A 12,820-nucleotide genomic window follows, 5' to 3' on the forward strand; every position below is an offset into this window, starting at 1 on the left:
CCGACACTGATGAAGCAGCGTCCCATCATGCGGCAGCAGTCCGAGGGTAGTATGGCCAAGACAAACGTAATCATGATCCGTCTCGTTTCTTCTGCAGATACGGGTTATTTCTATGTCACGAAGAAGAATGCCCGTACGGCAACGGGGAAGATGGAAGTACGCAAGTACGACCCGGTTGTGCGCAAGCACGTTGTCTTCCGTGAAGCGAAGATCAAGTAATCGTCATTCCATTTGACGAAAAAGAAAGGCGGCCTTTTGGGGCCGCTTTTTTTTATGTGTCATTGCCCCCAAGCGTGTAGAAACGCCTTGATGGTTTGCAGGGAAACGTGAGGTGAGCGGGGGCAGAGCCCGCTTATCCTGTCTGTCAATAAAGAGAATTTTTCTCACCGTAGGGAATGACCAGATCGCCCTTGCGGCTGCTGTTGAGCATCACTCGGCTCCGTTCATCCAGCATGTCCGGGTCCAGGGCTCTTTCATTCAGCGCCATGACGCGCCGACGCCAGATGTCCTGCTCCTTATGGGCATCCAGCAGGGCGGACTGTGCCTCTGCCTGAAGTTTCTTCTGTCGTTGATAGGCCTCAATACCAAGAGTCCCATGCAGGGCATTCCAGATGAAATAGGCTGTCAGAAGTAGAAAGAGGAGCGGAGCGAATACAGCACCCAGTCCACGCCGTAGCAGAGCGATCATGCAATGGCTCCTCGGTCTTCATGTTGATCAGGTTGAAACGGTTATCACCTTATAAGCGGTTGGTGGGAGAGGCAAGGTATCTGCCGGCCATGCCAGAGAGAAATCTGAAGGGGAGGTATAAAAAAAGCCCCCACCCGTTTCCAGGTGGAGGCCTTTTCCGCAAGTTCAGCCGGGAGAACCGGCTAAACTGCTCCCGTAATTACTTGCGGGCTTTTTTCAGGATGCTGTGACCAGCATACTTGGCGCTCTTGCCCAGCTGCTGCTCAATGCGGATCAGCTGGTTGTACTTGGCCATGCGATCGGAGCGGGAGAGGGACCCGGTCTTGATCTGCCCCGTGTTCACGGCGACGGCGAGGTCGGCAATGGTGCTGTCCTCTGTCTCACCAGAACGGTGGCTCATGACAGTGGTGTAGCCAGCGCGCTGGGCCATTTCCACAGCGTGCAGTGTCTCTGTCAGGGAGCCGATCTGGTTCACCTTCACGAGCAGGGAGTTGGCAACACCCTTCTCGATGCCTTCCTTCAGGCGGGCCGGGTTGGTCACGAAGAGATCGTCACCGACCAGCTGGATGCGGTCACCCAGACGCTCTGTCAGCTCTTTCCAGCCTTCCCAGTCATCTTCAGCCAGACCATCCTCGATGGAGACGATCGGGAACTTCTTGGTCAGTTCCTCAAGGTAGGAGACCATCTCGCTGGAGGAGAAGCTCTTGCCTTCGCCCTTCATCTCGTAACGGCCGTTCTTGTAGAACTCGGTGGAGGCACAGTCGAGAGCGATGGTGATGTCCGTACCGAACTTGTAGCCGGCATCGGCAACGGCCTTCTCAATGTACTTCAGGCCTTCCTCTGTGGACTTCAGGTTCGGAGCAAAACCACCTTCATCACCAACGTTGGTGTTCAGGCCGTTCTTGTGCAGCTCTTTCTTCAGACAGGCGAAGATTTCGGAGCCCATGCGGATGGCTTCAGCAACGGAAGAAGCCCCGACCGGCTGGATCATGAATTCCTGGAAGTCGATGGCGTTGTCCGCATGCTCACCACCGTTGATGATGTTCATCATCGGGACCGGCAGAACATGGGCGAATGTGCCGCCAACATAGCGATACAGCGGCAGGTCCAGCTCTTCAGCTGTAGCACGGGCCACGGCGAGGGACACACCGAGAATGGCATTGGCGCCAAGGCGGCCTTTGTTCGGTGTACCATCAAGGTCGATCATGGCCTGGTCGATGGCGATCTGGTCTTCAGATTCCATGCCACGCAGCTTGTCGGCGATCTCCGTGTTCACGGCGTTGACGGCCTTCAGGACACCCTTGCCGTGGAAGCGTTTTTTGTCGCCATCACGCAGTTCTACAGCTTCGTGGGCACCGGTGGAGGCACCGGAAGGAACAGCGGCACGACCGGTAACACCGGAGGCCAGTTCAACATCTACCTCAACAGTCGGGTTACCACGGCTGTCCAGAATTTCGCGGGCAATAATATCAACAATAGCGCTCAAGGGACTTCTCCTGACTCTATGCGGCGGACCCCGAACGGCCTATTATCAGCCGCAGACCGGATCCGCTTTCGCTCTATTTCAGTCTCAAAATCCGCGCCCGAGGTCAATTAAGATGCGACAATTTCCTGTCACGGCTGCCATGCTTGTTGCGCTTGGCGGCGTTTTTCCCTTTTTGGTGGGGGGCTGGCTGTTTCTGGCGGGTGTGCTGACATCCCTGCCACATCTCAGCCAGATCCTTCTGGCCTATGGGGGATGCCTCCTGCCTTTTTATGGGGCTGTACAGTGGGGTTTGCTGGCCAGCAAACCCACGATCATTCCGCCAAAGGGAGAGAGCCTGCGGGACAGGCGGGCGCTTCTTTCAGGGACGTTTGCGTTTCTCTGGGGGTGGCTTGCCCTCTGCGTAGGCCTGCTGGGAAATCTGCGCACAGGCTTCGGGCTGGAGGCAATCGGCTTTGCAGGAATTTTTGCTCTGGAACGAATCGCCAACCGGCATGGTGACCTGCCGCAGGGATATATCATGGTCCGGGCCATCAGCACCGGTCTGTGCGTGATTGGCTTCCTGTTTGCCCTTCTATCACCGCAAGGCCAGTTTTGAGAGGGAGGAAGGGCCTCTGATCAGAGGCCCTCAGCTTTCACGAGTTCGTCAATCTTTTTGAGTGGGGTCAGCAATGACCGCATTTCAGCAAGGGGGATCATGGTCGGGCCATCACTGGGGGCCGTATCCGGTTCCTGATGGGTCTCGATAAACAGGGCGCTGACACCTGTCGCCAGGGCGGCCCGGGCCAACGGAGCAACGAATTCACGCTGCCCTCCGGTGGCTGTACCCAATCCGCCCGGTTGCTGCACGGAGTGGGTGGCATCGAAGACAACGGGATAGCCGGTGCGCGCCATGATGGGGAGGGCCCGCATGTCGTTGATGAGTGTATTGTAGCCGAAGCAGGTGCCACGTTCGCAGAGCAGGATACGCTCATTGCCGGTAGATTTCAGCTTGTCGACAATGTTCTGCATGTCCTGCGGAGCGAGGAACTGCCCCTTTTTGACATTGATGGCCCGTCCTGTCCGTCCAGCGGCCAGAAGAAGGTCTGTCTGACGGCAGAGAAAAGCCGGAATCTGGAGAACATCCACAGCTTCAGCTGCAGGAGCACACTGTTCCGGTGCGTGAACATCCGTCAGCACAGGAATATTGAAGCGGGACCGGATGTCGGAGAGGATTTTCAACCCTTCCTCCATACCGACACCACGGGCAGCATGGACGGAACTGCGGTTGGCCTTGTCGAAACTGCTTTTGTAAATCAGCTCGATATCCAGCTCCCGACAGAGCCCATGCAGGGCTTCGGCCATGAAGAAGGCGTGATCACGGGATTCGATCTGGCACGGGCCAGCGATCAGCCGGAAGGGCTGATCCTGACCAATGACAAATTTGCCCAGAGGGACGCTCATACATCCTGTTCCCGTGACAGATGTTCTTTTTTTGCAGCGCCGACAAACCCTACGAAAAGCGGGTGCGGGTCGAACGGCTTGGAAAGCAGCTCTGGATGGTACTGCACACCGATAAACCAGGGATGGTCTGGATATTCCACCACCTCGGGCAGAACGCCATCGGGAGACATGCCAGAGAAGCGCAGGGACGTTTTTTCCAGCACGTCACGGTAATGGACGTTGACTTCCCAGCGATGGCGGTGGCGCTCACGGATGTCCGTCCGGCCGTAGACCTCTGCAACACGGGAGCCTTCAACCAGTCTGGCCGGATAGGCACCGACACGCATGGTTCCGCCAAGGTCGCCTCCTTCACGGCGGCGCAGCAGTTCCGTGCCACGGGCCCATTCGGTCATCAGGCCGACCAGTGGCTCATCTGTCGGGCCGAACTCCGTGGAGGAGGCCTTCTTCAGGCCTGCGAGGGAGCGGGCACATTCAATAACGGCCATCTGCATCCCGAAGCAGATTCCAAGGAACGGAATCCGGTTTTCACGGGCATAACGGACAGCGTTGATCTTGCCTTCAGACCCACGTTCGCCAAAGCCGCCCGGCACGAGGATGCCATCCATGCCACGCAGCTGCTCTTCAAGACTGGAGGGGTCTTCCAGTTCTTCTGCATCAATCCAGTTCATATGGACACGGACATCCTGCGAGATGCCACCATGCAGAAGGGCCTCGGCAAGGGACTTGTAGCTGTCCAGCAGGGCCGTATATTTGCCGACGATGCCGATGCGGACTTCGCCTTTCGGCTCCCGAACGCCACGGACGATTTTCTCCCAGCGGGAGAGGTCTGGCGCTGTTTCGAACGGCAGGCCGAAATAACGCAGAACTTCACGATCCATGCCCTGCTCGTGATAGGCGATAGGGCAGGCGTAGATTGTATCGACATCCAGCGCTGCAATTACGGCTTCGGGACGGACATTGCAGAAGCTGGCAATTTTCTGCCGCTCTGTCTGCGGAATGGGACGGTCGGAGCGGCAGAGCAGAATCTGCGGCTGGAGGCCGACATTCTGGAGTTCCTTGACGGAATGCTGGGTCGGCTTGGTTTTCAGCTCACCAGCGGAGGGAATGTAAGGCAGGAGGGTCAGGTGAACACACATGGTGTTCTCATGCCCCAGATCATTGCGGAGCTGGCGGATGGCTTCCAGGAAAGGAAGACTCTCAATGTCGCCAACCGTGCCGCCGATTTCAACCAGGACAAAATCGTAGCCATCCGTATCGGTAACCACGGCTTCCTTGATGGCATCCGTGATGTGCGGAATGACCTGGACCGTAGCCCCGAGGTAATCGCCACGGCGTTCCCGGGCGATGACATCGGAGTAAATGCGGCCCGTCGTGGTGTTGTCGGAGCGACGGGCATGAACACCCGTAAAACGCTCGTAATGACCGAGATCGAGGTCGGTCTCGGCACCGTCATCAGTGATGAACACCTCACCATGCTGATACGGGCTCATCGTGCCCGGATCAACATTCAGATAAGGGTCCAGCTTCCTGATGCGGACCTTGTGCCCACGAGCCTGGAGGAGGGCAGCCAGAGCCGCCGAAGCGATACCTTTACCGAGGGAGGATACAACCCCACCCGTCACAAAAACAAAGCGCGTCATGGGAGGCCCTTATATAGTGAAGAGGGGGGGAAGGGGAAGCAGATTATGTACTCCGCTTCCCCCAAAAATGGCCTCAGGGATGCTGTGGCTGGGACGGCGCTGTCGGAGCCGCTGGAGCTGCTGGTTGGCTGGCAGGAGGATGGGCCAGAATGTCCCGCGTGTTGCCACCGCTGGAGGCCCCACGGTTCAGCACGGCCAGACACAGGCAGAGAATCATGAAAATGGCAGCCAGAACGGCCGTACCGCGGGTCAGCAGGGTGGCTGTCCCCCGGCCGGACATGAAGGAGCCAAGTCCCTGACTGCTGCCAACGCCGAGACCACCGCCTTCGCTACGCTGGATCAGGATAATGCCGATGAGGGCCAGGGCAACCAGAACAGTGAGGATAAGCAGTAATGTGGTCATGCAGTCAGGTCCAACAGGTTATGGGGAAGGCTGAGGCGTTGTTGCTTCAGCCGCAGCGCCAATGATGTCCAGGAAGCTTCGTGCCTCGAGGCTGGCACTGCCGACAAGCACCCCATCCACTGCCTCTATGGACATGATGGAGGGAGCCTGCACGGAAGTTACAGACCCGCCATACAGGACCGGAACACGAATGTCATCCGTCATGAGTCTCATTGGCAGCAGAGCACGGATCAGCTGGAGCTTTCTCTGGAGCTCTTCCCGGGAGGGTGTGATACCACTGCCGATGGCCCAGACAGGCTCATAGGCCACGATTCCACGGAAGCCCCGTGTCAGGGAGCCCTCAATCTGTGTGGAAAGTACGCTGGCGGCCCGACCTTCGTTCCGTTCAGCCAGATGTTCGCCAATGCAGACGATTGGCGTCAGTCCGGCTGCCGTGGCGGCCTTGACCTTCTGACGGATGACTGCGTCCGTCTCCCCATGGTTCTGGCGCCGTTCGGAATGCCCCAGGATGACATAGCGTGCTCCCATGTCCCGGATCATCGGGGCGGAAATATCCCCCGTGAAGGGCCCGGAGGAGGCCGGGTAACAGTCCTGTGCCCCCAGGGCCAGCTGCTCGTGGGGCAGGCAGACTTCCTTCAGGGCCTGATGGACACCATCGAGCTGCGTGAAAGGCGGACAGATGATGGTGTGAAGGTGGGCTGGCGGCGGGGCTTCTTTCATGCCATGGGCAATGTCCCGTGCGAGCTGTAGGCCGTGCTCGTGGCGAGCCTGCATTTTCCAGTTCCCAATGACGAATTTGGGTACGGTGGTCATTCTGCTCTCCCCGGTCGGCACGATGCATCCACTGCGCATGAGCAGAGAAGGGACACGCCGTGCTGGTCAATCTGTGTCGGCATCTCTATGCTGGGGCAGCTTAGCGGGTTTTCCCGGCTAATGCTATTCTGCCATCAGTAAAGTGATATGCGTCTTCGATGATTACTGCCCTGCGTCATTTCCTGGTTGACTCCTGGCTCGGCCGGGTGATCGCCTTAATGGTTTTCGTGTCTTTTGTTGTACTGGGAGGCACCTTTTTTGGGCTGGGCGGCGGCATGGCCGGTCTGGGCGGTGATACCGTGGTGCAGGTCGGAGCACACAAGATCACCCCTGCCGAGTTTCAGAAAGCCATCCAGAATCAGGTTGCCTCTGTCCTTCAGCAGACGGGTGGTTCGGCTGAATTCCTGAAGACCCCGCAGGGACGGCAGGAGATCGGCCATACGGCCCTGCGCAGTCTCATTCTGGTGCATGAGGGAGAACTGGCTGGCAGGCGGAATGGCCTCAATCCTGGGGATGAAACGATTCGTGGGGTTGTTTTTGCCATGCCGGATTTCCAGGATCCCAGTGGCCGCTTTGACCCGCAGAAGATGGAGGCGGTGCTCGGGCGTAACAATATGAGCCATCAGGATCTGACGCAGGAAGTACGGCGCATGCTTTATGGTAGTGCCACTCTGCTTGCATTCGGTAAAACCGTGCAGCCCCCGGCGCAGGAGCTGGATTGGCTGATGAACTATATCGGTCATGGCGCCGTGGTGGATATGGTGCGTCTGCCGTTCTCTCTGGGAGAGGTGTCTGTCCAACCGACTGATGGGCAGCTGAAGCGTTATTATCAGAACCATCTCTGGCAGTTCCGGCAGCCGGAGTACCGTCATGCCCGGATCGTGATCATGACGGCAGGCAGTGTCGCAAAGACGATCCAGATTTCTGATGAGGACCTTCAGGCGGCATACAGGATGAAGATGCAGGACCCCGCCGAGGCGGCCCGGCATAACAGTCCGGAACTGCGCTCCATTGAGGTGCTGGCCGTGACGGATGAGGCTACGGCAAAGAGTCTGGCGGCAGCATGGCGGGGAGGGCAGTCTTGGGCGGCTTTGCAGAAGCAGCACCCTAAAGCCATTCCTGCCACGTTGAATGACGCCCGTCTGACCGATCTGCCTGATGAGGCCTTGGGCAAGGCAGCGTTTGCCACGCCGGAGGGTCATGTTTCTGCGCCTGTTCATACGGCCGCTGGCTGGAGCGTGGTACATGTGCTGTCCGTCAAGCCTGCGAGACATGCCAGTTTTGAAAGCCTGAAGGACAGTCTCCGTGAGGATCTGGCCAATGAACGGGCGACGGCCATGCTGAAGGACCGTCAGAGAGCCTTTGAGGAGGCCGTGGCCGGGTCTGTCACGCTGGACAAGGTTCCGGCCGACATTGGTGCTTTCCCTCTGGAAGGCAGTCTGGATTCCCATGGCAATCTGCCGGGCGGGGAGCCTGCTCCTTTGCCGGGTGATGCCGCCCTGCGTCAGGCTCTGATAGAGCAGGTCTTCAGTCAGAAGAAAGATGAGCCGCCGCATGTCGTGACCGGACCGGATGGCAGTGCTTTTGCCGTGCTGGTGGATGGTGTCACGCCGGGCAGGCAGGAGCCGTACGAGGCCGTGCAGCAGGCCGTCAAGGATGCCTGGCTGGCGGATGCCCGGAAACACGCCACTGAGCAGAGGGTCACCGCCCTGTATCAGCAGGCGAAAAAAGAGGGGCTGCGTCAGGCTCTGGCAGGACAGAAAGAGGGAGCCATGCTCCAGAAGGATGAGCATTTTTCTCGCCTCCAGCTGCGGAACGATGTGCCCGCCCTCATTCTCAGGGCGGCGCTTGAGCAGAAACAGGGACAGACAGCCATGCTCCAGGAGGGAGATGGCTACTGGCTTGTCAATGTGACAGGGCAGTATGCGGAATCACCGACCATGATGCAGGCCATCCGGCAGCGTCAGGCAAGCCTGATAGCCGGGGCTTACCGCAATGATCTTCAGGAGACGCTGGGCATGTCCTATACCCGGGAGGCTCCTCCCCGTCATTTCAATGCAGCTCTGTTCAGTGATGTGAACGAGAGGGTGCTGAGCATGATTTCAGGAAGGTTGGGCCAGCAGTGAGCAGGATATTACATAGGGTAGAAGCAGCCGATCTGCTGACACCGCTCTCGGTTTTTCTCCGTCTTTCCCGTCTGGTGGATGATCCGTACCGCCTCTTTTTCGAGAGTGTGGAGGGAGGCGCTGCCAGAGGGCGGTATTCCATCATAGCCCTGCTGCCGGATACGATCTGGCGCTGCAAGGATGGTCAGGCATTCCGTGATGGAAGGCCGGAAGAGGCGGCTCCATTGGTGTCGCTGAAGGCTCTGCTTGATGAGAGCCGTATGGACCTGCCGGAGGGGTTGCCCCCGATGATTGGCGGTGTCTTTGGCGTGCTGGGCTATGACATGGTCCGGCAGATGGAAGACCTTCCCAACCCGCCGCCGAATGACCTGGACCTGCCAGAAGGGGTGATGATCCGTCCCCGGCTGTTTGCTGTGTTCGATACGGTGCGGGACGAGCTGATTCTGGCCACCCCGTTGCGTGATGGCATGGCCAGGGCAGAAGGGGAGGCGCTGCTGGAGAAGGCTGTGGCCGCTCTGCGGCAGCCCGTTGCTGACCCGGCAGAGACCCTGCCAGAGGGAACCCGGCTGGCGGAGCCTGTTTCCAACATCATGCATGAGGCTTTTCTCCAGAAGGTGAGGACGGCGCAGGATTATATTGCAGCGGGTGATGCCTTCCAGATTGTTCCGAGCCAGCGTTTCACGACAGCGTTTCCCCTGTCGTCACTGGCCCTGTATCGCAGTTTGCGGCGCATCAATCCGGCACCGTTCCTGTTTTTGATGGAGCTGGGTGAATTCACCCTCGTAGGGTCGTCCCCGGAGATTCTGGTGCGGATGCGGGATGGTATCGTAACGGTCCGTCCTCTGGCCGGAACCCGGCCCCGCGGGCGGGATCGGGCCCATGATCTGGCACTGGAGAAAGAGCTGCTCGCTGATGGCAAGGAGCTTGCCGAGCATCTCATGTTGATCGACCTGGGCAGGAACGACGTGGGGCGTGTGTCCCAGCTCGGGACCGTGGAGGTGCCCGACCGTTTCGTGGTGGAGCGCTACAGCCACGTCATGCATATTTCATCGACCGTGACGGGCCGGGTGAAGCCGGGGTGCGGGGCGCTGGATGCTCTCTCGGCTGCTTTCCCGGCGGGAACGCTGACCGGGGCGCCGAAGATACGCACCATGGAAATCATTGACGAGCTGGAGCCCACCCGGCGTGGCCCTTATGCCGGGTGTGTCGGCTATTTCGGAGCGGATGGTGACATGGATACCTGCATCGGTCTGCGCATGGCCCTGCTGAAGGATGGCCAGATGCATGTGCAGGCCGGTTGCGGTGTCGTGGCGGAATCTGACCCTGAGGCGGAATATCAGGAGACGAGAGCCAAGGCCCGGGCGCTCTTCACTGCTGCGGAGGCGGCCATTGGTCAGGCTGTTCATAATGGGCAGCAGGCGTTTTCTGGGGCAGGGGGGTGTAATTCCTCATCCCGCACATCATCTGAGAAAGCAGATATGACCTCTGGATGTGAGGAGAGAGTCAGATGATCCTGCTGATTGATAACTATGACAGTTTCACTTTCAATCTGGTGCATCATTTCGGAGCACTGGGTGTGGAATGTGCGGTGAAACGGAATGATGCGCTGACCGCAGACCGGGCGCTGGAGATGAAACCCTCTGCCATTGTGCTGTCTCCCGGCCCCTGTTCCCCCGATGAAGCGGGTATCTGCTGTGAGCTGATTGAAAAAGCAGCGGGGAAGGTCCCCGTGCTGGGTGTCTGTCTGGGCCACCAGTCCATTGGGCAGGTCTTCGGGGCGAAGGTCGTCCGGTCTGCCGTGCCGATGCATGGCAAGATCAATGCCATCCATCACGATGGCAGCGGGGTCTTTGCCGGACTGCCCGACCCGGTGGATATGGTGCGCTATCACAGCCTGACGCTGGACCCGGACAGCATACCGGATTCGCTCATCGTCAATGCAAGGACGGAGGATGGTGTCATCATGGGGGTCCGTCACCGGGAGCATCCGATCCATGGTGTGCAGTTCCACCCTGAAAGCATTGCCTCCAATTCCGGGCGTGACCTTCTGGCCAACTTTTTGCGACTGGCCAATGTTCTTCCGCAGAAAGAGGGTGCAACTGGCTGATGGGCGGGCAGGAGAAGCCATTTGCGTCTTTTCTCAGGAAAGTCGCCGCCAGAAAGGAGCTGGATGTTTCTGAGGCGGAGCAGGCTTTCAGGCTCATCATGCAGGGAGCCGTTTCGGATATTGAACTTGCCGCTTTCCTGATGGCCCTTCAGATGCGGGGAGAGACCGTTGAGGAGCTTTCAGGTGCTGTGCAGGCCGTGCGGCAGAGTATGCAGGCCTTGCAGAACGTGCCGGATGACACGGTGGATGTCTGCGGCACAGGGGGCGATGGCCTGGGAACATTGAATGTCTCCACAGCCACGGCCTTTGTTCTGGCTGGGCTGGGCGTGCCCGTGGCCAAGCACGGGGGGCGGGCCCTGTCTTCCCGGGCCGGGGCAACGGATGTTCTGGAAGCTCTGGGGATTCCTGCCGATGCGGACCATGCCCGGCAGGAAAAACGTCTGAGGCAGGAAAATCTCGCTTTTCTGGCAGCGCCGTTCCATCACCCGGCCATGCGTGTGGCTGCACCTGTTCGCAAACAGCTTGGTTTCAGGACACTCTTCAACCTTCTGGGGCCGCTCTGCAATCCGGCGCGGGTCCGGCGGCAGCTGGTGGGCGTGTTTGATGAAGTCTGGTGCCGGCCAGTGGCCCGGGTGCTGGGTGAGCTGGGGGCTGTTTCCGCTTGGGTTGTGCATGGTCATACGGATGAAGGCGGAATTGATGAACTGACTCTCGCCGGCCCAACACACAATGATGTGTGGGAGAATGGGGAGATCATTTCTTTTGACCTGACACCGGAAATGGCCGGTCTGCCGCATTACGGCATTGCCGCCCTGAAGGGGGGAGACCCCATCTGCAATGCCCAGCGCATGAGGGCTCTTTTTGCAGGAGAAACAGGCTGTTATCGGGATACGGTGCTGTTGAATGCAGCTGTTGGCCTGCATGTTGCCGGGCGGGGGAATCTGCTTGAGAGTGGCCGTCTCTCTGTTCCCGCTCTGAGGCGCAACGTGGCCGAGGCAGCCCGCTCCCTTGATGAAGGGCTGGCCCGGAAGGCTTTAATCCGGGCTCAAACGGGTGTAAGTGCTCAGGACTGAACGCTAGAACCGTTCGGTAATGTTCCAAGGTAAAGATTCAGGACGATCATGATTTTTTTGCCACAGCGGTCGATGGCTGCTTTTGCCCCTGCAGAGGATGGTGGACAGGTTCCGGCTTCTGATGTCCCTTCAAATGGTGATGCACAGGAGGCGGTAGCGTCGGAAGTCTCCCAGCCTGCCACATCAGGTAGCGGGGAGAGCGGCGGTGATGTGCTGGAGCGCATCTGTGCCCGGACCCGCCTTGATGTCGAGCAGCGGATGCAGGTGATGCCGCTGAAGGAGATTGCTGCCAAGGCAAAGGAAGTCTCCATGCCGACCCGTGGGTTTGGTCAGGCCCTTCAGCATATTACGGCTGACAGGCGTGTGGGACTCATCGCAGAGGTGAAAAAAGCATCTCCATCGGCAGGAATCCTGCGGCCTGAGTATGATCCGGCGCAGATCGCCCGGTCCTATCAGAATGCTGGGGCAAGCTGTATTTCCGTTTTGACGGAAGGGTCCTGTTTCCACGGGAGTGCGGAAGACCTTCAGGCCGTCCGTGCTGCATGCAGCCTTCCGATCCTGCGGAAGGATTTCATCCTTGAGCCATGGCAGGTTCATGAGAGCCGCCTCATCGGGGCGGACTGCATCCTGCTTATCATGGCCGCCCTGAAGGAAGATGAGGCTGTTGAGCTGATCGCTCTGGCCCGTGGTCTGGACATGGATGTGCTGCTTGAGGTGCACAACGAAGAAGAGCTGAATCGGGCGCTTGCTTATGACAGTTTCCTGATCGGCATCAACAACAGGAACCTCAAGACATTGAAGACGGACATTCAGACGACGCTGGACCTTGCTCCGCAGGTTCCGCCGGATCGTCTTGTCGTGTCCGAGAGTGGCATTGCCACGCCGGATGATCTGGCCAAGGTTGGCGAGGCAGGGTGCAGTGCCGTTCTGGTCGGAGAATCACTGTTGCGTGAGGAAGATCCGGGGCTTGCAGCCCGCAGGCTGCTCGGTTTCTGAAAAGAGTACCGGTCCGGTATAAAAAATGGTTGGAGGGGGTCTCGGATA

13 protein-coding genes are annotated in these 12,820 nt (G+C 58.8%); 7 read left to right on the forward strand and 6 right to left on the reverse strand.

Features of this window, described 5'->3' with window-relative positions; genetic code table 11:
* Positions 1–51: 51 nt before the first annotated feature.
* Positions 52–219, forward strand: coding sequence for a 50S ribosomal protein L33 (rpmG, locus tag DTJ15_RS03280; protein WP_043561310.1), 168 nt, complete (start codon positions 52–54; stop codon positions 217–219).
* Positions 220–364: 145 nt separating this feature from the next.
* On the opposite strand, the gene DTJ15_RS03285 is transcribed toward rpmG, so the two are convergent.
* Both DTJ15_RS03285 and eno read right to left on the reverse strand, forming a co-directional pair.
* Entirely contained in the window at positions 365–688 is a 324-nt protein-coding gene (locus DTJ15_RS03285; protein WP_043560387.1) for a septum formation initiator family protein, read from the reverse strand.
* Positions 689–887: 199 nt separating this feature from the next.
* The gene (gene eno, locus DTJ15_RS03290) at positions 888–2,174 is read right to left on the reverse strand and encodes a phosphopyruvate hydratase (protein WP_043560384.1); all 1,287 of its coding nucleotides are present in this window, start codon (positions 2,172–2,174) and stop codon (positions 888–890) included.
* 112 nt (positions 2,175–2,286) lie between these two features.
* Between eno and DTJ15_RS03295 the strand changes: the two genes are divergently transcribed.
* Positions 2,287–2,769: a DUF3429 domain-containing protein gene (locus tag DTJ15_RS03295; RefSeq protein WP_086431032.1), complete on the forward strand. Its 483-nt coding sequence runs from the start codon at positions 2,287–2,289 to the stop codon at positions 2,767–2,769.
* A 20-nt stretch (positions 2,770–2,789) separates the two neighbouring features.
* Here the strand turns inward: DTJ15_RS03295 and kdsA are convergent, their stop codons facing one another.
* The 4 genes from kdsA to tpiA form a co-directional block, all read right to left on the reverse strand.
* Complete coding sequence (kdsA, locus tag DTJ15_RS03300; RefSeq protein ID WP_249109390.1) at positions 2,790–3,614, reverse strand: 3-deoxy-8-phosphooctulonate synthase; 825 nt, start codon at positions 3,612–3,614, stop codon at positions 2,790–2,792.
* Complete coding sequence (locus DTJ15_RS03305; RefSeq protein ID WP_249109391.1) at positions 3,611–5,254, reverse strand: CTP synthase; 1,644 nt, start codon at positions 5,252–5,254, stop codon at positions 3,611–3,613. Before DTJ15_RS03305 ends, kdsA begins: the two co-directional genes overlap by 4 nt.
* A gap of 73 nt (positions 5,255–5,327) precedes the next feature.
* A complete protein-coding gene (gene secG, locus DTJ15_RS03310; RefSeq protein ID WP_043560365.1) occupies positions 5,328–5,657 on the reverse strand; it encodes a preprotein translocase subunit SecG in 330 nt (109 codons plus the stop codon).
* Positions 5,658–5,675: 18 nt separating this feature from the next.
* Complete coding sequence (gene tpiA / locus DTJ15_RS03315) at positions 5,676–6,470, reverse strand: triose-phosphate isomerase (protein ID WP_043560363.1); 795 nt, start codon at positions 6,468–6,470, stop codon at positions 5,676–5,678.
* A 158-nt stretch (positions 6,471–6,628) separates the two neighbouring features.
* Here tpiA and DTJ15_RS03320 point away from each other — a divergent pair, with 158 nt between their 5' ends.
* Genes DTJ15_RS03320 through trpC form a run of 5 tightly spaced genes read left to right on the forward strand, consistent with a single transcriptional unit; the run spans position 6,629 to position 12,772 of the window.
* Positions 6,629–8,596, forward strand: coding sequence for a peptidyl-prolyl cis-trans isomerase (locus DTJ15_RS03320; RefSeq protein ID WP_283162642.1), 1,968 nt, complete (start codon positions 6,629–6,631; stop codon positions 8,594–8,596).
* A complete protein-coding gene (locus DTJ15_RS03325; protein WP_249109394.1) occupies positions 8,593–10,107 on the forward strand; it encodes a chorismate-binding protein in 1,515 nt (504 codons plus the stop codon). The genes DTJ15_RS03320 and DTJ15_RS03325 overlap by 4 nt, the downstream gene beginning before the upstream one ends.
* Entirely contained in the window at positions 10,104–10,703 is a 600-nt protein-coding gene (locus DTJ15_RS03330; RefSeq protein WP_249109396.1) for an aminodeoxychorismate/anthranilate synthase component II, read from the forward strand. The genes DTJ15_RS03325 and DTJ15_RS03330 overlap by 4 nt, the downstream gene beginning before the upstream one ends.
* A complete protein-coding gene (gene trpD, locus DTJ15_RS03335) occupies positions 10,703–11,776 on the forward strand; it encodes an anthranilate phosphoribosyltransferase (protein ID WP_248460548.1) in 1,074 nt (357 codons plus the stop codon). Before DTJ15_RS03330 ends, trpD begins: the two co-directional genes overlap by 1 nt.
* A 48-nt stretch (positions 11,777–11,824) precedes the next feature.
* The gene (gene trpC, locus DTJ15_RS03340; protein ID WP_081563098.1) at positions 11,825–12,772 is read left to right on the forward strand and encodes an indole-3-glycerol phosphate synthase TrpC; all 948 of its coding nucleotides are present in this window, start codon (positions 11,825–11,827) and stop codon (positions 12,770–12,772) included.
* Positions 12,773–12,820 lie beyond the last annotated feature (48 nt).

This window comes from Parasaccharibacter sp. TMW 2.1891, assembly GCF_023337675.1.
Classification (GTDB): domain Bacteria; phylum Pseudomonadota; class Alphaproteobacteria; order Acetobacterales; family Acetobacteraceae; genus Bombella; species Bombella apis.